Source organism: Microbacterium aurum (assembly GCF_016907815.1).
Classification (GTDB): Bacteria; Actinomycetota; Actinomycetes; order Actinomycetales; family Microbacteriaceae; genus Microbacterium; species Microbacterium aurum.
This window is the reverse complement of the sequence record NZ_JAFBCQ010000001.1, coordinates 1538721-1558180: the sequence shown is the minus strand read 5'-3', so window position 1 is coordinate 1558180 and position 19460 is coordinate 1538721. Positions and strand designations below refer to the sequence as shown.

Sequence of the window (19460 nt, the reverse complement as noted above, 5' to 3'; positions counted from 1 at the left end):
TCCCCCGGCACACGCAGAAGCGCCCCTCCCGAAGGAGGGGCGCTTCTGTCAGGGAATGCGACTCAGAAGTCCATGCCACCGGTGGGGTCACCGGCCGGCGCGGGGGTCTTCTCGGGCTTGTCCGCGACGACCGCCTCGGTCGTGAGGAACAGGCCCGCGATCGACGCGGCGTTCTGCAGCGCCGAGCGGGTGACCTTGGCCGGGTCGATGATGCCCGCGGCGAACATGTCGACGTACTCGCCGGTGGCCGCGTTCAGGCCCTGGCCGACGGGCAGCTCCGAGACCTTGTTCGCGACAACGCCGGGCTCCAGGCCCGCGTTGAGGGCGATCTGCTTGAGCGGGGCCTCGATGGCGACCTTGACGATGTTCGCGCCGGTCGCCTCGTCACCGACGAGCTCGAGGCTGTCGAACGCCTTCTTGCCAGCCTGGATGAGGGCCACGCCACCACCGGGGACGATGCCCTCCTCGACGGCCGCCTTCGCGTTGCGGACGGCGTCCTCGATGCGGTGCTTGCGCTCCTTGAGCTCGACCTCGGTCGCAGCACCCGCCTTGATGACGGCCACGCCGCCGGCGAGCTTCGCGAGGCGCTCCTGCAGCTTCTCGCGGTCGTAGTCGCTGTCGGTGTTCTCGATCTCGCGCTTGATCTGGGTCACGCGGCCCTCGATCTGCGACGGCTCACCGGCGCCCTCGATGATCGTGGTCTCGTCCTTGGTGACGATGACCTTGCGGGCCTTGCCGAGCAGGTCGAGGGTGGCGTTCTCGAGCTTGAGACCGACCTCCTCGGTGATGACCTGGCCGCCGGTGAGGATCGCAATGTCCTGCAGCATCGCCTTGCGGCGGTCGCCGAAGCCGGGGGCCTTGACGGCAACCGACTTGAAGATGCCGCGGATCTTGTTCAGCACGAGAGTCGCGAGGGCTTCACCCTCGACGTCCTCCGCGATGATGACGAGCTCCTTGCCCTCCTGGATCACCTTGTCGACGATCGGCAGCAGGTCCTTGATGTTGGAGATCTTCTGGTTCGCGATGAGGATGTACGGGTCCTCGAAAACCGCCTCCTGGCGCTCGGGGTCCGTGACGAAGTAGGGGTTGATGTAGCCCTTGTCGAAGCGCATGCCCTCGGTGAGCTCGAGCTCGGTGCCGAAGGTGTTCGACTCCTCGACGGTGACGACGCCCTCCTTACCGACCTTGTCGATCGCCTCGGCGATGAGCTCGCCGATCTCGGTGTCGGCGGCGGAGATGGATGCCGTGGCGGCGATCTCCTCCTTGGTCTCGACCTCCTTGGCGGAGGCGAGCAGTTCGTCGGAGAGAGCCTTGACGGCCTTCTCGATCCCCTTCTTCAGCGAGATGGGGTCGGCGCCGGCCGCGACGTTGCGCAGGCCCTCGCGCACGAGCGCCTGAGCCAGGACCGTGGCGGTCGTGGTGCCGTCACCGGCGACGTCGTCGGTCTTCTTGGCGACCTCCTTGACGAGCTCCGCGCCGATCTTCTCGTACGGGTCGTCGAGCTCGATCTCCTTGGCGATCGAGACGCCGTCGTTCGTGATCGTGGGGGCGCCCCACTTCTTCTCGAGCACGACATTGCGACCGCGGGGGCCCAGGGTCACCTTGACGGCGTCGGCCAGGATGTTCAGGCCGCGCTCGAGGCCACGGCGGGCCTCCTCGTCGAAAGCGATGATCTTTGCCATAAGTGTGTCGTCCCTCCCGGACGTGAGGATGAGTCTTTAGCACTCGCGAGGAGCGAGTGCTAACTCATTCTGGCACTCTGGCATGACGAGTGCAAGCCACCCCGGTGCCGGGCTCATCCGACGCGAATCGCGGTTACCGGGCCCGATGGCCGCACTTTGCGCCGGATGAGGCCGGGATGCCGGGACTCAGACGACGCGGACCGACTCGGCCTGCGGGCCCTTCTGACCGGCGCCGACGGTGAACTCCACCGTCTGGCCCTCCTCGAGCACGCGGAAGCCCGACATGTCGATGTTCGAGTAGTGGACGAAGACGTCCTGGCCGTCGGTGACGGTGATGAAGCCGAACCCCTTCTCGGCGTTGAACCATTTGACGGTGCCCTGGGTCATGCGAGTCTCCTGATGCTGTGGAACTCCGCCATGTTATGCAGGGCGGATGCCGCGAAACCGCCGATACGGCAACTGTTGACACGGCGGCATCCAAGAGTTCACACGCGCGAAACACGCCCCGCCGGCGCGCGGGTGCGAGCCCGTCAGGGCGCGGTCGTGGCGGCCCCGGCATCCGTCCGGTCGGTGCCGATGACGACGACCAGCTGCTTGACCGATTCGTCGCCCGCGAGGCCCGTGTAGGCGTCGCTGAGTTCGACCGCCGCGCCGCCGATCGCCTGCGCGAGTCCGCGCGCGGCGCCGTCGTCGGCGGCGTCGGAGTAGAACACAGTCGTGGTGGCGAACTCGCTGCCCGCCTCGCCGGCGGTGACATCGTCGGCGGCCCAGCCGGCGGCCACGAGCTCGTCGGCCATGGCGCCGGCCAGTCCCGACTGCGAGGTGGCGTTGAGCACCGTGACCTTGTAGGCGGTGTCGAGCACCGGCTCGGCCGTGACGACGACGGCGGCCGTGGGCGAGGGCGCGGGGAACAGCGTCACCCGGCCGGTGGCGATGAGGGTGCCGAAGATCCCGATCGCGACGAGCGCGAGGGTCGCGAGCACCGACCACAGCAGCACGAGCCCGCCGCGCATGCGCGGATTCTCGGCGCGATGCGCGCCGATGCGGGAAGCCGCGTCGCCGGATACGGGCAGATCGTCGAAGCGGTCTTTCTGCGGCGGGGTTTTCGGCACCAGAGAATGCTACCGGCCGGTGCCGGTGTGGACCGTGCGCACGGCCGGGCCGGCCGCGCGGTCGGCGCGCTCGCGCTCCCGGGCGTCGCGCAGGCGGCGCAGGCGATGGACGAGCATGGCGTCGTGGGCCGCAGCATCCGGCGCGTCGATGACGCGTCCGAGCAGCTGGTAGTACCGCGCCGGGGTGAGGCCGAGCTCGGTGCGCACCGCCTCCTCCTTGGCTCCCGGCGTCGCCGTTCCGCTCCAGCGCGACTCGAAGCGGAGGAGCGACAGATCGCGGTCGGAGAGGGGCACCTGCCCACGCTAAACCCGCACCGGCGCCCCGCCCGCGCGCCACTCCAGCCATCCGCCAAGTGGATCGGCGGCAGCGAGCACCTCGCCGTCGAGCGCGAGGGCGAAGCCGCCGGGCCACGCGTCGGCATCGATCGGGTGCGCCCAGCCCTCGTGCAGGGTGGGGTGGTCCAGCGTGATCCAGCGCGCCCTGCCGCCGGCGACGGCGCGGAGGCCCGCGATCAGCTCGTGGCGGCCGGCCCGAGGGATGTGGGCGAGCACGCCCGGCGTCTGCACGACGAGGGTCGCGTCCGGCGGCGCGGATGCCGCGACCTCCGCCAGGCGCGCCGCACCATCCCCGGCGCGCAGCACCGGCGGGTCGGCGGCGGCGATGCGCAGGGCCGCGGCGACGCGCTCCCGCCGCCCGTCCTCCCCCGGCCAGACGAGGCCGGTGAGCCACGCCTCCGTCTCCGCCGCTGCGGGGTCGAGCGGTGCGAGGTCGATGCCCGCACGCCAGACGATCTCGGGACGGGTGACCGGCGGCATCCGCTCACCCCGCACCTCGCACTCCAGGACGACCGGAGACGGCCCGTCCGGCGGGTCGAGGGCGATCTGCCCGGCCGGGCCGCGGTAGCGGTAGGAGTAGCGGTCGGAATAGAGGCAGAGGCCCGCGCTCGCGCCGATCTCCAGCAGCGCGAGGGGACCGTCGATGAGCGCGAGCGCGGGCAGCAGCGCGGCGCAGCGGAGCGGCTCGTTGGTCTGCAGCGAGCGGCTGGCGCACTCCGCGACGAGGGCATCGGCGTGGGCGAGCACCCACTCCCGCCACTGCGGGTAGGGCGGCTCCCCTGACCCGAGCAGCCGGGCGACGGCGAAGACGAGCGGCGGCTGCCGGTGCCGGGCCGGGATGCGCGCCAGCACCCGCTGCACGGCGGGGTCGGCGGCGATCCCGGTCGCCCACTGCGCGTATCGCTCCGACCGGCCGGGGGCTTCGTCCCGCGCGAAGCGGCCGAAGCGCTCTGCGACAGCGGCGGTGTCGGCATCCATTCGACCATTCTGGTGCGCGCGGAACATCGACCGCTCGCGTCGGGTTGAATGGAAGGGAGTGAGGAGTCACCATGACCTACCGCGTGAACAAGACCGACGAGCAGTGGCGGGCGGAGCTGAGCCCGGAGCAGTACGCCGTGCTGCGCCAGGCCGGCACCGAGCGCGCCTGGACCGGCGAGCTGCTCGATGAGCACCGCGCCGGCCTGTACACCTGCGCCGCGTGCGGGGCGGAGCTCTTCCGCAGCGGCACGAAGTTCGACTCGCACTGCGGGTGGCCGAGCTTCTACGAGTCGGTGCGCCCCGAGGCCGTCGAGCTCATCGAAGACACCAGCCACGGCATGGTGCGCACGGAGGTGCGCTGCGCGAACTGCGGGTCGCACCTCGGCCACGTCTTCCCCGACGGGTTCGGCACGCCCACCGGCGACCGCTACTGCATGAACTCGCTGTCGCTGTCGTTCGCCCCGGAAGAGCCGGCATCGTGACCGACGGCCGCCCCGTGCTGGAGGCGGTGCGCGCCCGGCGTTCGTGGTCGAAGGTGACGGATGCCGCGCCCACCCGCGCCGAGGTGCTCACCCTCGTGTCGGCGGCCGGACGCGTCGCCGACCACTCGTCGCTGCGACCGTGGCGCATCATCGAGCTGCGTGGCGACGACCGGCGCGTGCTGGGCGCGGCGATCGCGAAGGCGGAAGGCGACAGCACGCCGTCGTCGAAGCCGCTGCGCGCGCCGCTGCTGATCGCGGTGGTCGCCAGCTACCGCAAGAGCGACAAGGTGCCGCGCTGGGAGCAGCAGGCCGTGGCCTCGGGCGTCGCGCACATGCTGAGCCTGCTGCTCGATGAGGCCGGCTGGGGCGTCCTGTGGCGCACCGGCCACTACACGCGCAGCAAGGCCGTGGCCAAGGCGCACGGACTGTCCGAGAACGAGGAGCTGCTGGGCTGGCTCTACGTCGGCGGCAAGCCGGAGCGCTCCCGCCCGGGCCGGCGCGAGGCCGTCGATCCGCGCGCCCACGTCAGCCGGATGCCGCAGCGTGCGGATCAGCCCGGCGAGCTCGTGGCCTGGCGCGAAGAGGCGGCCGCCACGGCGAAGAAGAAGTCGGGTGGCAAGAAGTCCGGCGGCAAGAAGTCGGGTGGCAAGGGCGCGAAACCCAAGGAAAAGAAGCCCGTCGACTGGGCCGCGCGGGCGGCGAAGGCCGAGAAGAAGGCCCGTAAGGCGGAGAAGAAGGCGCGGAAGGCTGCGCAGCGGGCCGACGAGGCACGGGAGCGCGCCGGCGGCGCCCCCGCCTGACGCGCCGACCCGTCCGGCGAGCGGAGCACCGCGCTCGTTGGGCGCCGCGTCGACCGGCCCCCGCAGCCCCGCCGGGCTCTCAGCCGCGCACGCGCCGCTGCCACGGCGCCGCGGCCACGACGACGGAGCTGGCGGCGACCACGACCGTGAGCAGTTCCACGAGCCAGCCCGGCCCGGCATCCGCCGGCCAGAGGGCGTCGAGAGTGAAGGCCGTGACGAGCTGCCCGGCGACGGCCCCGAGGCCGAGAAGCAGCACCCCGGTGTGCACGACGAGCGCCGCCGACAGGAAGATGTAGGTCACACCCAGGACGCCGCCCAGGTAGAGCGAGGGCTCGGTCGGCAGCCCCGCGGGCATGCCCACGATCGCGACGTGGATCGCCGCGGCGATCGCGAGCACGATGGTGCCGCCGATGAAGTTCACGAGGGTCGCCGTCAGCGGCGTGCCCACCCGCTGTCGCAGTCGCCCGTTGGTGGCCTGCTGCCACGCGATGCCGATGCCGGTGAGGACCGGCAGCACGAGCATCCACAGCGGGACGCGCTCGAGCACGCCGCCCTGCAGTGAGATGGCGACCGCGACGAGCGCCAACGCCCCGCCGACGACGCGCGGCACGGTGACGGCGACGACACCCGCCGGCCCGTAGCCCATGCGGTCGAGGACGAGGCCGCTGAGCGTCTGACCCGCCACGACGCCGACCGTGAACAGTGAGACGCCGATGATGGCGACGGCCAGTCCCTGGGTGGCGACGGTGAGCGCGCCGGCGAGGCCGCCCAGCAGCATCCACCACGGAATCGTGCGGCGACGGATGCCGGCGCCCAGCGCTCGTGCGCCGCGACGGCCGGCCGGGAGGGCGGCGGACAGGATGAGGAGGACGACGAGGCCTGATCCGAACGAGATGACGGCGGCGACGAACCCGTCACCGATGCGCAGACCGAGCTGGCCGTTGATGCGCGCCTGGATCGCCGTCAGCACGCCGACGAGCACCGCGCCGCCCAACGCCACTCCCGCGGGGAGGCGGTGGGGCGCGGAGGAGGTCACGGGGAGCCAGCCTAGTCCGGCCTCCGACCGCCGCCGTCTTCCGCGGGCGTGCCTGCGGGCCGCCCCGGGTTCGTCGAACTGCAAGGGATCGTGCGCGACACGCCGTGGCACGACGGCGGCGACCGGCGTGTCGCCCCCGCGACCTTGCAGTTGCGCAGGCGCGCCGGCGTGCCGCCGGGGTTCAGTCGTAGCCGAGGATGCAGATGGCTTCGGTGATCGGCTCGGGTTCGCTGCGCGGGTCGTAGTCGTCCACGAGGTCGAAGCTACGGGCATCCGCCTCGTGGCGTGCGGCGCATCGCCGGAGATAACCGACAGCGGAGCGTCACCCGATGGGCGCGGGAAAACGCGGAGGAGACGGTGCCGGCTACAGGACTCGAACCTGCAACCCCCTGTTTACAAGACAGGTGCGCTACCAATTGCGCCAAGCCGGCGGGCGGCGTCCAGTCTAGCCGGGCGCCCGGCGCAGACGACGGCGCCTACGGCGCGACGGTCGGCGTGGGCGTCGCCGACTTCGCCTTCTGGTAGGCGCCGCTCGCGCTCGTCAGCACGAACTGCGAGAACTCCGCGGGGTCGGTCATCTCGCCGACATACTGCTGCCCGTTGACGACGACCATCGGGGTGCCCGTCAGCGACAGCCCGTCGGCACCGGGGATGCCGGTGATCGCGCGCTCGGTGGCGGCCTTGACCCACGACGCGTACGCCTCGGTCTCGATGCACTCGCGCAGCGCCTTCGGGTCGTCGGAGCCGTTGGCCTGCGCGATGTCGGCGAGCTCCTTGTCCGACCAGCCGTCGGAGTCCACCGCGGGCTGGCGCTGCAGCAGGTCGTCGTTGAAGGTGAAGAACGACTCCGGCGCGTACGAGGCGACGCACGCCGCCGCGCTCGCGGCCCGCAGCGAGTACTTCGTGCCGTTCGACTTCGCCGTCAGCATCGACACCGGGTGGTAGGTCAGGGTCACGGCACCGTCGGCGACCCACTGGGTCAGCTGCTGCGAGTTGGCCAGCTGCCACTCCCTTGCGCCCGGCGAGAGGTAGTCGACGTACACGTGGATGTCGACGACGCCGGATGCCGTGGCGGTGGGCGACGGCGCGGCGCTCTCCTCGCCCTGGGGCGTCTCGGTCGGCGCGGGGGTTGCGGCATCCAGCGAATCGATCTGCGACGACCCGGCAGTCACCGACGTCACCGCGAAACCGTCGTTCTGCGCGTCCACGGGAGTCAGCTGCGGGCGACTGGCGGCCGATCCCACGGCCCAACTCACCACGACAGCGACGACCGCCACCGCGCCGACGACGCCCGCCACGAGCGCCGAGCGTCGCAGCATCCGGGCACGCGACTGCTGCGCGTGGACGAGTTGCGCCTTCTCCCGCACCGCATCGCGGCGGCCGGGAGCGGTCTCATCAATCGGAGTGTCGTCGTGGGACATGGAACCTTCTGGAGTGCAGAACTGTGATGCGTCGCCGAGCGCCGCGGAACGTCGCCGGACGGGTGACAGCAACGGGTTCGATGCTATCCAGGCACCCTGGGAAATGCCCAGACAGTCCGGGCGGCTCGCTTTGACAGAGCGTGCGATACTGGTCGCACGCCCAACGTCGGGCGTGCGGGTCAGCCCCCGCTCATTCCATTCACTACGGATCGTCCGGCACGTACCTGCCGGTGAAGGAGAAGAAAACATGGCATCTGTCACGTTCGACAACGCCACCCGCCTCTACCCCGGCGGCACCCGCCCCGCGGTCGACAAGCTCAACCTCGAGGTGGGCGATGGCGAGTTCCTCGTCCTCGTCGGCCCTTCCGGCTGCGGCAAGTCCACCTCGCTGCGCATGCTGGCCGGCCTCGAAGAGGTCAACTCGGGCCGCATCCTCATCGGCGACCGCGATGTCACCGACATCCCGCCGAAGGACCGCGACATCGCGATGGTCTTCCAGAACTACGCGCTGTACCCGCACATGACCGTCGCCGAGAACATGGGCTTCGCCCTGAAGATCGCCGGCGTCGGCAAGGAAGAGCGCGCTCAGCGCGTGTTGGAGGCGGCCAAGCTCCTCGACCTCGAGCAGTACCTGACCCGCAAGCCGAAGGCGCTCTCGGGCGGTCAGCGTCAGCGTGTCGCGATGGGTCGCGCCATCGTCCGTCAGCCCCAGGTCTTCCTCATGGACGAGCCGCTGTCGAACCTCGACGCGAAGCTGCGCGTGCAGACCCGCACGCAGATCGCCTCGCTGCAGCGCCGCCTCGGCGTCACGACGGTGTACGTCACGCACGACCAGACCGAGGCCCTGACGATGGGTGACCGCATCGCCGTCCTGAAGGACGGTCTGCTGCAGCAGGTCGGCACCCCGCGCGACCTGTACGAGAAGCCGAACAATGTGTTCGTCGCCGGCTTCATCGGCTCGCCCGCGATGAACCTGTTCCCGGTCGACCTCGCCAGCGCCGGCGGCATCCAGTTCGGCACCGCCGTCGTCGACGCCGACATCGACAAGCCCACGAACGCCACGCAGGTCATCGCCGGTGTGCGGCCCGAGGACATCGTCGTCAACCCGGCCGACGGCCAGGGACTGTCGGTGACGGTCGACCTCGTCGAGGAGCTGGGCGCGGACGGCTACCTGTACGGTCACACCGACATCAGCGGCAAGCGCACCGACATCGTCGCGCGCGTCGATGGCCGCAACCACCCGAACGCGGGCGAGACCGTGGTCCTGGCCCCCGTGCCGCACCACGTGCACGCGTTCGACATCGAGTCGGGCGAGCGCCTCACCAAGAAGGCGATCGCCTCGGCCTGATCCGACACCGACACGACGCGGGTGGCTCCCGATATCCGGGGCCCCCGCGTCGCGTCATATCCGACCCGCACGACATCGGGAGCCGCACGTGGCCGACTCGCTCAGCATCACCGCCAGCAGCATCGACGCGGGCCTGCTGGCCTTACCCTGGGCGACTCCGCTCGACGAGTGGAGCAGCGATTACATCGTGTCACTGCCGAAGGGGCTCTCGCGCCACCTCGTGCGGTTCGCGAACCTGTCGGGCCGCGTCGTGGCGGTCAAGGAGACCACCGGCGAGATGGCCCGTCGCGAGTACGAGATGCTCGGGTCGCTGGCACGGCTGGACGTCCCCTGCGTCGACCGCGTCGCCGTCATCGACGGCCGCCGCACGCCGAAGGGCGATCCGCTGCCGGCCGCGCTCGTCACCGCCCACCTGAAGTTCTCCCTCCCCTACCGGGCGCTGTTCACCCAGGTGCTCCGCCCCGACACCGCCGGCCGCCTCGTCGACGCCCTCGCGGTGCTGCTCGTGCGGCTGCACACCGTCGGGTTCTTCTGGGGTGACGTGTCGCTGTCGAACACCCTGTTCCGGCGGGATGCCGGCGCGTTCGCCGCCTACCTCGTCGACGCCGAGACGGGCGAGCTGCACGAGGGCGGTCTCACCCGCGGGCAGCGGGAGCACGACCTCGACGTCGCGCGCACGAACATCGCGGGCGAGATCATGGACCTCGAGGCGGGTGGGCGTCTCGAGGGCGGAGTGGACGCCGTCGCGATCGCGGACGGCATCGTCGGCTCGTACCACGCGCTGTGGGCCGCGCTGACGGATCAGGAGACGTTCGCCGCGAACGAGGCGTGGCACATCACCGAGCGCGTGCAGCGCCTCAACGACCTCGGTTTCGACATCGACGAGATGTCGATCGACACGACCTCGGACGGCACGCGGGTCTCGATCCAGCCGAAGGTCGTGGATGCCGGACACCACCAGCGGCGGCTGCTGCGGCTCACCGGGCTCGACGTCGAGGAGAACCAGGCCCGGCGCCTGCTCAACGACATGGACGAGTTCAAGGCGCGCGTCTCGCGCCTGGGGTCCGACGAGGAGATGGTCGCCCACGAGTGGCTCACACGTGTGTTCGAGCCCGTCGTGAAGGCGATCCCGTGGGATCTGCGCAGCAAGCTTGAGCCCGCCGAGGTGTTCCACCAGGTGCTCGAGCACCGCTGGTACATGTCGCAGGAGCGCGGGCGGTCGGTGCCGATCGCCGAGGTGCTCTCCTCCTACATCGACGACGTGCTGCGCCACCGCCGCGATGAGGCGACCGTGATGGGTCCCCCCACCGAGACGACGGCGCTGCCCGTCATCACCGACCCCATCGGCACCCTCGACGACGACGAGGATGCCGTGGACTGGCGCGATCTCGTCTAGTAGCCGACGGTGAAGCGCTCGCGCACGTGGCGCGGGTTCTCGATCTCGTCGAGCACGGCGATCGCGAAGTCGGCTCCCGAGATGAAGGACTCACCGTCGGCATCCGTCACGATGACGTCGCCGCCGTCGCGGTACGTGCCGGTGCGCTCGCCCGGGTTGAACGCGCCGAAACCGCCGGCGGGGTGGATGAAGAACCAGTCTCGGCCCTGGTCCTCGGCCTGCAGATCGTCGAGCACGCCGATCATCTCCAGCGCCTCGGCCTTGAACTCCTCCGGGAACCCGGCGTCGATGACGCGCGGTCCGCCCGGCGCGACGAGGCTGCCGCCGGCGCCGCCGATGACACCCAGCCGCACGCTCTCGGGGAGCACCGCGTTCAGCGCCTCCAGGTTCGGGCGCACCTGACCGGCCATCTCGCCGCGCGGCGAGATGGCGCTGACCACGACGTCGACGCCCTCGAGCTGGGCCACAAGGCCCGGCACATCCAGCAGCGTGCCCTCCACGTAGGTGGCGCCCTCGACGCGATCGGCGGCGACCGAGCGCGAGACGGCGAGCACGTTGTGTCCGCGTGCGACGGCTTCGGAGACGATGTGACGGCCGGCGTAACCGGTTCCGCCCAGGACGGCGATGAGGGCCATGGGGATTCCTTCCGTAGGTGTCGCTCGATCCAGCGTCGCCGGTGCCGGCGCTATTCCCTTTACTCGGACGCGGCGCGGATCGTCGCGACCTGATACAGGGCGACGGATGCCGCGATGCCGGCGTTCAGCGATTCGGTCGCCGCCGAGATCGGGATCGAGACGATCTGATCGCACGTCTCGGTGACCAGGCGCGACAGGCCCTTGCCCTCCGAGCCGACGACGATGACGACGGGGCGGTCGGCGAGTTCCAGCTGCGGAAGCGACACGTCACCGCCGCCGTCGAGACCGAGCACGAACACGCCCTGCTTCTTGAACTCCTTGAGCGTCGTCGTCAGGTTCGCCGCCATCGCCACCGGGATGCGGGCGGCCGCGCCCGCGCTCGTCTTCCACGCCGCGGAGTTCACGCCCGCGGAGCGGCGCTGCGGGATGATGATCCCCTGGCCGCCGAACGCCGCCGTGGAGCGGATGATCGCGCCGAGATTGCGCGGGTCGGTGACGCCGTCGAGGGCCACCAGCAGCGGGAGCCGTCCCTTCGCGGTGATCTCCTCCAGGAGGTCCTGCGGGTGGGCGTAGCTGTACGGCGGCACCTTGAGCGCCACCCCCTGGTGCACGCCGTCGAAGCCGGCCATACGGTCGAGCTCCGGACGGGTCACCTCCATGACGGGGATGCCGCGGTGCGTCGCGATCGAGAGCATCTCCTTGACGCGATCGTCCATCTCCACGCGCTGCGCGATGTAGAACGCGGTGGCGGGGATCTTGGCGCGCAGCGCCTCGAGCACCGAGTTGCGCCCGGTGACGTTCTCGGTGTCGTCGCCGGCTTTCGCCTTGGGCGCGCGCGACGGGCCCGGTTTCTGGCCGGGACGGCCCTTGCCGCCGGCCGCGACGTACCGCTCGGCGGCGGCCTTGCGCTTGCCCGCGACGTGCCAGCTGCGGTCCTCGGCCTTCGGGGTCGGGCCCTTGCCTTCCAGCGCCTTGCGCCCGTGGCCGCCGGTGCCCTTGAGCGGGCCCTTCTTCTTGCCCTTGCCGGCGGACGGATTGCCCGGTTTAGCCATCGTTCACACTCCAATGGGTCCCCTCGGGACCGTCTTCGAGGACGACGCCGGCCGCCGCGATCGCGTCGCGGATGCGGTCGGCTGCCGCCCAGTCCTTGTTCGCGCGCGCCTCGGCGCGCTGGGCGATCACGGCCTGCACGAGCGCGTCGAGCGCCGCGGCCTGCGCATCGTCGCCGGCGCCGCGCCACTGTGGGTCGGCGGGGTTCATCCCGAGGATGCCGGTCATGCGCCCGACCTCGACGAGGGCGCGCGCGGCGGCATCCTTGTCGCCCACGTCGAGCGCAGCGTTGCCGGCGCGCACGGTCTCGTGGACGACGGCGAGCGCCTGCGGCACGCCGAGGTCGTCGTCGAGCGCCGCCGCGAACGCGTCGGGCAGGTCGGCGGCCACGAGCGGGCCCCGGGTGCCGAGCACCCGCGCCGCGCGCTGCTGGAAGGTGCGGATGCGGCCGAGCGCCGCGTCGGCCTCGTCGAAGGATGCCGGGGTGAGATCGAGCGTCGACCGGTAGTGCGCAGCACCGAGGGCGTAGCGGACCGTCAGCGGGTCGCGCTCGGCCACCACATCGGCGGCGAGCAGGTGGTTGCCGAGCGACTTCGACATCTTCTGGTCGCCGACGGTGACGAGGCCGTTGTGCACCCAGTACCGGGCGAACGCGTCGCCTGCCGCGGTGGACTGGGCGAGCTCGTTCTCGTGGTGCGGGAACCGCAGGTCGATGCCGCCGCCGTGGATGTCGAACTCCGGCCCGAGGTAGCGCCGGCTCATCGCGGAGCACTCGATGTGCCATCCGGGGCGACCGGGTCCCCACGGCGAGGACCACACGGCATCCGCCGGCTCGTCCTCCTTCGCACCCTTCCACAGCGCGAAGTCCCGCGGGTCGCGCTTGCCACGGCCGTCGGCGTCGTCGGCCGAGGCGAGATCGTCGATCGCCTGGTGGGTCAGGGAGCCGTAGGCGGGCCAGGACCGGACGTCGAAGTAGACGTCGCCGGCGGCGGCGTAGGCATGCCCGGCCTGGATGAGGCGCTCGATGAGGTCCTGCATCTGCGGGATCGAAGCCGTCGCCCGCGGCTCGTACGTCGGCGGCAGGATGCCGATCGCGGCATACGCCCGGCTGAACTCCTGCTCCATTCGGTAGGCCAGCGCCCACCACGGCTCACCGGCGGTCGCGTTCAGCAGCACCTTGTCGTCGATGTCGGTGACGTTGCGGATGAGCGTGACGCGGCCGAAACGACGCGTCAGCCAGCGGCGCAGCAGATCGAACGCGAGCGCGGCGCGCAGATGATGGATGCCGGGGCCGGACTGCACCGTCGGACCGCAGACGTACATGGTGACGTGGCCGGCCTCACGCGGCGTGAAGTCGCGCAACGCCTGAGCCTGGGTGTCGTAGAGCCGGACCGTCACCGCACCAGCCTACCGGCGCACGGTATCGCGGACCGTAGGCGGTAGAACTGTAACGTGCTGTCCGTCCTCGCCGTGCTCGCCGCCGCCCTGCTGTTCGGCACGACCGGCACATCGCAGGCACTCGGGCCGGAGGGCACGACCCCGCTGTCGGTCGGCGTCATGCGGATGGTGATCGGCGGCACGGTGCTCGCGGCGATCGCCTTCACCCTCGCCGCCCGTTACCGGCGTAACCAGCCGCACTCACCACGCCTCGGCATCCGGCCGCTCGCCCTCATGGTGCTCACCGGTGCGAGCCTCGCCGCGTATCAGCCGCTGTTCTTCCTCGGCACGGCGCGCAACGGCGTCGCCGTGGGCACCGTCGTCGCGCTCGGCTCGGCGCCGATCCTCGCCGGGATGCTGGAGTGGGCGCTCACCCGCCGGCGCCCGACCGCCACCTGGATGCTCGCGACCGGGCTCGCGACGGTGGGGGTCGTGCTCCTGGGCGCGGGCGGCGAGGCGGGCACCGGCGGCGGCACCGATCCGATGGGGCTTGTCGGTTCGGTCGGCGCCGGCGCCACCTTCGCCGTCATCGCCAACGCGCAGCGGCGCCTACTCGACGCCGGGTGGGACCCGTTCACGGTCGTCGGAGCCATGGGCGCCTGCGCGGCGGCGATCTTCGCCTGCGCGCTGCCGTTCGTCGACATCGGCTGGCTCGCCGAGCCGCGGGGAATCGCGATGGCGCTGTGGCTCGGGCTCGCCACGATCGGCGTCGCCTACGTCCTGTTCACGTGGGGTCTCAGCGGCCTCACGGCGGCGACAGCGGCCACCCTCACCCTCGCCGAACCGCTGACGGCCAGCATCCTCGGGGTCGTGGTGCTCGGCGAACGCCTCTCGCCGCTCGCCGTCACCGGGCTCGTCGTCCTCGCCGCCGGGCTTGCGCTGCTCGCGCTCGGCTCCCGCGCGCCCCGCGACCCCGGTCCGTTCGCCGTCGAAGCCTGACGGGCCCACACTGGGACGATGACCGGCTTCCTCATACGCATCGACGACCTCGAGACCGAGCCGCCGCGCCGGCTCATCGCCGCGCACCTCGCGGGCATGCACGCCGTCTCGCCCGCCGAGAGCGTGCACGCCCTCGACCTCGACGCCCTGCGAAGCCCCGCGGTCACCTTCTGGTCGGCATGGTCGGGAGAGGAGATCGCCGGCATCGGCGCCCTCAAGCGCCTCGACGCGCAGCGGGGCGAACTGAAGTCGATGCGCACCGCGGAACGGTTTCTTGGCCGCGGGGTGGGCCGCGGCATCCTGCGCCACATCATGACCCACGCGGCGGCAGAGGGCATGACGAGCCTGTGGCTCGAGACCGGCACGACGCCGGAGTTCGCGGCGGCGCGTCATCTCTACGCATCGGAGGGGTTCGTCACGTGCGGGCCGTTCGAGGGCTACGCGCTCGATCCGTTCTCGACCTTCATGACGCGCACCCTCTGACCGCCCGGGCGACGGCGGCGCGGCTCAGCGCGGGACGACCAGGGCCACGGCGAACGCAGCGACCCCCTCGCCGGCGCCGGTGAAGCCGAGGCCGTCCGTCGTCGTCGCCGAGACCGCGACCGGTGCGCCGAGGGATGCCGACAGCACCGACTCGGCCTCGGCGCGCCGCGCCGCGAACCGAGGCCGGTTCGCCTGCACCTGCACCGACACGTTGCCGATCCGGTACCCGGCCGCCGCGACGAGCGCCGCCGTCCGCCGCAGGAACGCGTCGGCGTGCGCCCCGGCATACTCCGGGTGGTCGGTGCCGAAGTGGGTGCCGATGTCGCCGAGACCGGCCGCCGCGAGCACGGCGTCCACGATCGCGTGGGCGACGGCGTCGCCGTCGGAGTGGCCGTGCAGCGCCGGCTCCCCCGGCCACGACAGACCGGCGAGCCACAGTTCGCCGTCACCGCCGAAGGCGTGCACGTCGGTGCCGACCCCCACCCGCGGTAGCGGCGGCAGCGGCGCGAGCCCGGCGGTCACGGGCTCGATGGGGTCCACCAGCGCGCGCGCCCGGTCGAGGTCGGCCGCCGTCGTGATCTTGAAGGAGCGCTCGTCACCGGCGACCGTCCACACCGCGTGGCCGGCGGCCTGCACGAGGGCGGCGTCGTCGGTGTGGTCGGCGGATGCCGCGGCATACGCGGCCTGGAGGATGTCACGGCGGAAGCCCTGCGGCGTCTGCGCGGCGGCGAGCGACGCGCGGTCGACGGCCTCCACCACGGCGTCCGCCGCGACGCGCTTGAGCGTGTCGACGACGGGGAGCACGGGCAGCACCGCGTCGCGCCCGTCCTCCAGCGCGGCGATCACGCGGGAGAAGACCTCCGGCGGGGTGAGCGCCCGCGCCGCATCGTGGACGAGGACGAACTCCACATCGGGCCACACCGCGGAAAGTCCCGCCGCCACCGACTGCTGCCGGCTCCGGCCGCCGACCACGACCGACGCGATGTCGCGCCGGTCCCCGGCGGTCTCGCCGATCTCGGTGAGGGCATCGCCGACGTGCCCGGCGGGCGCCACGACGACCACCTGCGCGTACGGCGCCGCGAACACCCCGCGCAGCGCATGCCGCAGCACGGTGTGCTCGTCGATGCCGACGAAGGCCTTCGGACGATCGGCGCCGAGCCGGGTTCCCGAGCCGGCGGCGACCACGACGATCGCCGTGCGCGGGCGTGGGAGGGCAGTAGTCGTCATGCGACGAAGACTACCGAGAGGCCCGGGGGCTCAGGAGGCGAGGACCTCGTCGAGGACGCCGGAGGCGTGCTCCTCGTCGGCCTTCAGCGCGAGCGCGATCTCGGAGACGAGGATCTGGCGGGCCTTGGCGAGCATGCGCTTCTCACCGGCGGACAGGCCGCGGTCCTGATCGCGGCGCCACAGGTCGCGCACGACCTCGCTGACCTTGATGACGTCGCCCGACGCGAGCTTCTCCAGGTTCGCCTTGTAGCGGCGCGACCAGTTCGTGGGCTCCTCGGTGAACGGAGCGCGCAGCACGTCGAAGACGCGCTCGAGACCGTCCTTGCCGATCACGTCACGAACGCCGACCAGATCGACGTTGTCGGCCGGGACCTCGATGATGAGATCGCCCTGCGTGACGTTGAGCTTCAGGTATTTCTTGGTCTCGCCCTTGATGATCCGGTCTTTGACCTCGATGATCGTCGCGGCGCCGTGGTGCGGATAGACGACCGTCTCGCCAACCTCAAAAAGCATGCAATTATGTCCTTTCGGCAACGTCAAGCATACCACAGGCGACATACGCTAAGGTTCGCCGGCTGGGAGCTGGAGCCGCCGGCACCGACGACTGAACGGGCGGGTGGGCGGGTGTGCGGCGGCATAGAATGGCGCCACACCATCACACCCTGGGAGCACCCGTGAACTCGCGCCGCCTCGCCTCCGTCGCCCTCGCCGCCGCTGTGGTCTTCGCCACCGCCGGCTGCAGCATGATCTCGCCGCAGGCGACCACGATCGACTACTCCCCCGCGGAGGGCGTGAACCTCATGGGCACCGAGCCGCTGAAGGTGCGCAACGCCCTGCTGGTGGCGAACGAGAGCGGCACCGAGGCGAACTTCCTCGCCGCCATCGTGAACGACACCGACAGCGCCGAGACGCTGCTGGTCGGCATCGACGGCGACACGCAGCGCGTGCGGGTGGACGCGCACTCGAGGGTCAGCCTCGGCTTCGACGGGGCGGACCCGCTGCTGTTCGAGAAGATCGACGCGGTGCCCGGCACCGACGTGGAGATGACCTTCCAGTCCGGCACCGGCGAGGTCGTCAGCTCCCGCATCCCCGCTCTCGACGGCACCCTGGACTACCTCGCGGACTTCGTCCCCGCCGGCTGAGGCGGCCGCCGCGCCCTTCAGGCCTCGAACCGGTAGCCGAGCCCCCGCACCGTCAGGAGCATCACCGGCTCGCTGGGGTTGCGCTCGATGCGCGAACGGATGCGCTTGATGTGCACGTCGAGAGTCTTGGTGTCGCCGAAGTAGTCGCTCCCCCACACCCGGTCGATGAGCTGGCCGCGGGTCAGCACCCGCCCGGCGTTGCGCATCAGCACCTCGAGCAGCTCGAACTCCTTCAGCGGCATCGCGATGACCTCGCCGTCCACCGACACCGTGTGGCGGTCGATGTCGATCACGACGCGGCCGCCGTCGATGACGCGGTCGTCGACCTCGACATCGCCGACCTCGCTGCGGCGCAGCACCGCCCGCATCCGCGCCAGCAGCTCCCGCGAGGAGTAGGGCTTGGTGACGTAGTCGTCCGCGCCGAGCTCGAGCCCGACGACGATGTCGACCTCGGAGTCCTTCGCCGTCAGCATGATGATCGACACCTTCGAGGTCGTGCGGATGACCCGGCACACCTCGGTTCCCGGCATCCCCGGCAGCATGAGGTCGAGCAGGACGATGTCGGCGCCCCGCGCCTCGAAGGCGGTGAGGGCGGCGGGGCCGTCCTCGGCGATCTCGACCTCGAAACCCTCGCGACGCAGCAGGTAGGCCAGCGGGTCGGCGAGATCGGGCTCATCCTCGACGATCAGGACGCGGGTCATGGGTTCTTCTCTCCTTCGGGCCGCGCAGACTCGCGCGGAGGCTTCTTCTTGCGCTTCTTCTTCTTGGTCACGAGCTCCGGCGGCCCGGCCACGGCGGGCAGGCGCACGGTGAAGGTCGATCCCCTCCCGGGGCGCGACCACAGCTCCACCTCGCCGCCGTGGCGCTGCACGGCGTGCTTGACGATCGACAGTCCCAGCCCGGTGCCGCCGGTGCGGCGCGAACGCGCCTGATCGGCGCGATAGAAGCGCTCGAACACGCGATGCTGCTCGCCCTCCGGAATGCCGATGCCGCGATCGGTCACGGCGATCTCGACGACGCGGTCGTCGCTCTTCACGCCGACGCCCACCTGTGCGCCAGCGGGTGAGTACGCGATGGCGTTGGCGACGAGGTTGCCGATCGCCTCGGTCAGCACCTGCACGTCGCCGCGGACGTAGGCGTGGCGCGCGCCGCCGCGCACCACGGTGATGCCGGCGGAATCCGCCGCGATCGACTGCGACTCGATCGCCGCGGCGACCACCTCGTCGATGGAGACGTCGCGCAGCTCGGTCAGATCGTCGGCCGACTGCAGCCGCGACAGGTTCATGATCCGGGAGGTCAGCTGGCCGAGCCGCGCCGCCTCGGCCGTCAGCCGGCTCGCGAAGTGACGCACCTGGTCGGGGTCGTCGGCGGCCGATTCGATCGCCTCGGCGAGCAGGCTCACCGCCCCGACCGGGGTCTTGAGCTCGTGACTCGTGTTCGCGACGAAGTCGCGGCGCATCTCCTCGACGCGCTCGCGCTCGGTGATGTCGCGGATGACGACGAGGGTCAGCCGCGGCGTGATGCCGCTCGCCCTCGCCGATACCAGGCGCGGCTCCACTCCCCGGTGCAGCCGCAGGGTCGCCGTCTCGGCGGCCTCGGCGCGCCGCACCGTGCGCACGAGCGCCCGCAGCTCGTCGCCCGGCAGTGCGACGTCCTCCTGCATGCCGAACAGCTCCGCGGGGGCGGATGCCGCGACGATCAGCAACGACGTGTCCACGACGACGGCGACGTCGTCCATCCCCTGCAGCACGGCGCGCGTGCCGTCGGGCAGCGCCACCGAGGCCTGTACCCGCGCGCGGTCGCGCGCGCGCAGCGCGACGAGCACGAGCCCGGCGAGCGATCCGCCGATCAGCGCGCCGATCGCCAGCGCGATGAGCGCGAGCTGGGTGGGGTCCACCCTCCCAGCGTAGGGTGGGCTTCGACCCCGGATGCGACGTTCCCGCCCCGCCCGTGGGG

At 71.4% G+C, this 19460-nt stretch carries 20 protein-coding genes, 1 tRNA gene and 1 pseudogene; 7 read left to right on the top strand and 15 right to left on the bottom strand.

Annotated elements, in window-relative coordinates:
* Nucleotides 1–62 precede the first annotated feature (62 nt).
* From groL to JOD60_RS07820, 5 genes are all read right to left on the bottom strand, one after another.
* Entirely contained in the window at nucleotides 63–1682 is a 1620-nt protein-coding gene (groL, locus tag JOD60_RS07840) for a chaperonin GroEL (RefSeq protein ID WP_076690120.1), read from the bottom strand.
* Between the two features lie 186 nt (nucleotides 1683–1868).
* A complete protein-coding gene (locus JOD60_RS07835; RefSeq protein ID WP_076690119.1) occupies nucleotides 1869–2069 on the bottom strand; it encodes a cold-shock protein in 201 nt (66 codons plus the stop codon).
* Nucleotides 2070–2212: 143 nt separating this feature from the next.
* A complete protein-coding gene (locus JOD60_RS07830; protein ID WP_076690118.1) occupies nucleotides 2213–2794 on the bottom strand; it encodes a LytR C-terminal domain-containing protein in 582 nt (193 codons plus the stop codon).
* A gap of 9 nt (nucleotides 2795–2803) precedes the next feature.
* On the bottom strand, nucleotides 2804–3088 hold the full coding sequence (locus JOD60_RS07825) for a DUF3263 domain-containing protein (RefSeq protein WP_076690117.1): 285 nt from the start codon (nucleotides 3086–3088) through the stop codon (nucleotides 2804–2806).
* A gap of 9 nt (nucleotides 3089–3097) precedes the next feature.
* Complete coding sequence (locus JOD60_RS07820; protein WP_076690116.1) at nucleotides 3098–4108, bottom strand: DUF2332 domain-containing protein; 1011 nt, start codon at nucleotides 4106–4108, stop codon at nucleotides 3098–3100.
* A gap of 71 nt (nucleotides 4109–4179) precedes the next feature.
* Here JOD60_RS07820 and msrB point away from each other — a divergent pair, with 71 nt between their 5' ends.
* Both msrB and JOD60_RS07810 read left to right on the top strand, forming a co-directional pair.
* Entirely contained in the window at nucleotides 4180–4590 is a 411-nt protein-coding gene (gene msrB / locus JOD60_RS07815; RefSeq protein WP_076690115.1) for a peptide-methionine (R)-S-oxide reductase MsrB, read from the top strand.
* A 26-nt stretch (nucleotides 4591–4616) separates the two neighbouring features.
* Nucleotides 4617–5129: pseudogene (locus JOD60_RS07810) on the top strand (nitroreductase family protein); the annotation flags it as partial.
* 340 nt (nucleotides 5130–5469) lie between these two features.
* Here the strand turns inward: JOD60_RS07810 and JOD60_RS07805 are convergent.
* From JOD60_RS07805 to JOD60_RS07795, 3 genes are all read right to left on the bottom strand, one after another.
* Complete coding sequence (locus JOD60_RS07805) at nucleotides 5470–6426, bottom strand: DMT family transporter (RefSeq protein ID WP_076690114.1); 957 nt, start codon at nucleotides 6424–6426, stop codon at nucleotides 5470–5472.
* A 358-nt stretch (nucleotides 6427–6784) separates the two neighbouring features.
* Nucleotides 6785–6857: transfer RNA gene (locus JOD60_RS07800), tRNA-Thr, on the bottom strand.
* Nucleotides 6858–6902: 45 nt separating this feature from the next.
* Nucleotides 6903–7847 carry a DsbA family protein gene (locus JOD60_RS07795; RefSeq protein WP_076690113.1) on the bottom strand — a complete coding sequence of 315 codons (945 nt, stop codon included), beginning with the start codon at nucleotides 7845–7847 and terminating at the stop codon, nucleotides 6903–6905.
* 247 nt (nucleotides 7848–8094) lie between these two features.
* Here JOD60_RS07795 and JOD60_RS07790 point away from each other — a divergent pair, with 247 nt between their 5' ends.
* Complete coding sequence (locus JOD60_RS07790; RefSeq protein ID WP_076690112.1) at nucleotides 8095–9195, top strand: ABC transporter ATP-binding protein; 1101 nt, start codon at nucleotides 8095–8097, stop codon at nucleotides 9193–9195.
* Between the two features lie 88 nt (nucleotides 9196–9283).
* Nucleotides 9284–10591 carry a DUF4032 domain-containing protein gene (locus tag JOD60_RS07785; protein WP_076690111.1) on the top strand — a complete coding sequence of 436 codons (1308 nt, stop codon included), beginning with the start codon at nucleotides 9284–9286 and terminating at the stop codon, nucleotides 10589–10591.
* Here the strand turns inward: JOD60_RS07785 and JOD60_RS07780 are convergent.
* The 3 genes from JOD60_RS07780 to cysS are packed head-to-tail and all read right to left on the bottom strand — an operon-like array spanning nucleotide 10588 to nucleotide 13674.
* Entirely contained in the window at nucleotides 10588–11226 is a 639-nt protein-coding gene (locus JOD60_RS07780; RefSeq protein WP_076690110.1) for an NAD(P)-dependent oxidoreductase, read from the bottom strand. The genes JOD60_RS07785 and JOD60_RS07780 overlap by 4 nt on opposite strands.
* A 59-nt stretch (nucleotides 11227–11285) precedes the next feature.
* Complete coding sequence (rlmB, locus tag JOD60_RS07775; protein WP_076690109.1) at nucleotides 11286–12278, bottom strand: 23S rRNA (guanosine(2251)-2'-O)-methyltransferase RlmB; 993 nt, start codon at nucleotides 12276–12278, stop codon at nucleotides 11286–11288.
* Complete coding sequence (cysS, locus tag JOD60_RS07770) at nucleotides 12271–13674, bottom strand: cysteine--tRNA ligase (RefSeq protein WP_076690108.1); 1404 nt, start codon at nucleotides 13672–13674, stop codon at nucleotides 12271–12273. The genes rlmB and cysS overlap by 8 nt, the downstream gene beginning before the upstream one ends.
* A 54-nt stretch (nucleotides 13675–13728) precedes the next feature.
* Between cysS and JOD60_RS07765 the strand changes: the two genes are divergently transcribed.
* Nucleotides 13729–14652, top strand: coding sequence for a DMT family transporter (locus tag JOD60_RS07765; protein ID WP_076690107.1), 924 nt, complete (start codon nucleotides 13729–13731; stop codon nucleotides 14650–14652).
* Between the two features lie 18 nt (nucleotides 14653–14670).
* Entirely contained in the window at nucleotides 14671–15135 is a 465-nt protein-coding gene (locus JOD60_RS07760; RefSeq protein ID WP_076690106.1) for a GNAT family N-acetyltransferase, read from the top strand.
* 24 nt (nucleotides 15136–15159) lie between these two features.
* On the opposite strand, the gene JOD60_RS07755 is transcribed toward JOD60_RS07760, so the two are convergent.
* Both JOD60_RS07755 and JOD60_RS07750 read right to left on the bottom strand, forming a co-directional pair.
* Nucleotides 15160–16362, bottom strand: a complete 1203-nt coding sequence (locus tag JOD60_RS07755) for a bifunctional 2-C-methyl-D-erythritol 4-phosphate cytidylyltransferase/2-C-methyl-D-erythritol 2,4-cyclodiphosphate synthase (protein WP_076690105.1) — start codon at nucleotides 16360–16362, stop codon at nucleotides 15160–15162.
* 30 nt (nucleotides 16363–16392) lie between these two features.
* The gene (locus tag JOD60_RS07750; protein ID WP_076690104.1) at nucleotides 16393–16875 is read right to left on the bottom strand and encodes a CarD family transcriptional regulator; all 483 of its coding nucleotides are present in this window, start codon (nucleotides 16873–16875) and stop codon (nucleotides 16393–16395) included.
* A 161-nt stretch (nucleotides 16876–17036) separates the two neighbouring features.
* Between JOD60_RS07750 and JOD60_RS07745 the strand changes: the two genes are divergently transcribed.
* Complete coding sequence (locus tag JOD60_RS07745; protein WP_076690103.1) at nucleotides 17037–17504, top strand: DNA modification methylase; 468 nt, start codon at nucleotides 17037–17039, stop codon at nucleotides 17502–17504.
* Between the two features lie 17 nt (nucleotides 17505–17521).
* Here the strand turns inward: JOD60_RS07745 and JOD60_RS07740 are convergent, their stop codons facing one another.
* Both JOD60_RS07740 and JOD60_RS07735 read right to left on the bottom strand, forming a co-directional pair.
* The gene (locus tag JOD60_RS07740) at nucleotides 17522–18205 is read right to left on the bottom strand and encodes a response regulator (RefSeq protein WP_076690101.1); all 684 of its coding nucleotides are present in this window, start codon (nucleotides 18203–18205) and stop codon (nucleotides 17522–17524) included.
* Nucleotides 18202–19401: a sensor histidine kinase gene (locus JOD60_RS07735; RefSeq protein WP_076690098.1), complete on the bottom strand. Its 1200-nt coding sequence runs from the start codon at nucleotides 19399–19401 to the stop codon at nucleotides 18202–18204. The genes JOD60_RS07740 and JOD60_RS07735 overlap by 4 nt, the downstream gene beginning before the upstream one ends.
* Nucleotides 19402–19460: the final 59 nt, after the last annotated feature.

Excerpts from the sequence above, each read along its gene's own strand:
- groL (WP_076690120.1), bottom strand. The coding sequence starts at position 1,682 with ATGGCAAAGATCATCGCTTTCGACGAGGAGGCCCGCCGTGGCCTCGAG.
- JOD60_RS07835 (WP_076690119.1), bottom strand. The coding sequence starts at position 2,069 with ATGACCCAGGGCACCGTCAAATGGTTCAACGCCGAGAAGGGGTTCGGC.
- JOD60_RS07820 (WP_076690116.1), bottom strand. The coding sequence starts at position 4,108 with ATGGATGCCGACACCGCCGCTGTCGCAGAGCGCTTCGGCCGCTTCGCG.
- msrB (WP_076690115.1), top strand. The coding sequence starts at position 4,180 with ATGACCTACCGCGTGAACAAGACCGACGAGCAGTGGCGGGCGGAGCTG.
- JOD60_RS07795 (WP_076690113.1), bottom strand. The coding sequence starts at position 7,847 with ATGTCCCACGACGACACTCCGATTGATGAGACCGCTCCCGGCCGCCGC.
- JOD60_RS07790 (WP_076690112.1), top strand. The coding sequence starts at position 8,095 with ATGGCATCTGTCACGTTCGACAACGCCACCCGCCTCTACCCCGGCGGC.
- JOD60_RS07780 (WP_076690110.1), bottom strand. The coding sequence starts at position 11,226 with ATGGCCCTCATCGCCGTCCTGGGCGGAACCGGTTACGCCGGCCGTCAC.
- rlmB (WP_076690109.1), bottom strand. The coding sequence starts at position 12,278 with ATGGCTAAACCGGGCAATCCGTCCGCCGGCAAGGGCAAGAAGAAGGGC.
- JOD60_RS07760 (WP_076690106.1), top strand. The coding sequence starts at position 14,671 with ATGACCGGCTTCCTCATACGCATCGACGACCTCGAGACCGAGCCGCCG.
- JOD60_RS07755 (WP_076690105.1), bottom strand. The coding sequence starts at position 16,362 with ATGACGACTACTGCCCTCCCACGCCCGCGCACGGCGATCGTCGTGGTC.
- JOD60_RS07750 (WP_076690104.1), bottom strand. The coding sequence starts at position 16,875 with ATGCTTTTTGAGGTTGGCGAGACGGTCGTCTATCCGCACCACGGCGCC.
- JOD60_RS07740 (WP_076690101.1), bottom strand. The coding sequence starts at position 18,205 with ATGACCCGCGTCCTGATCGTCGAGGATGAGCCCGATCTCGCCGACCCG.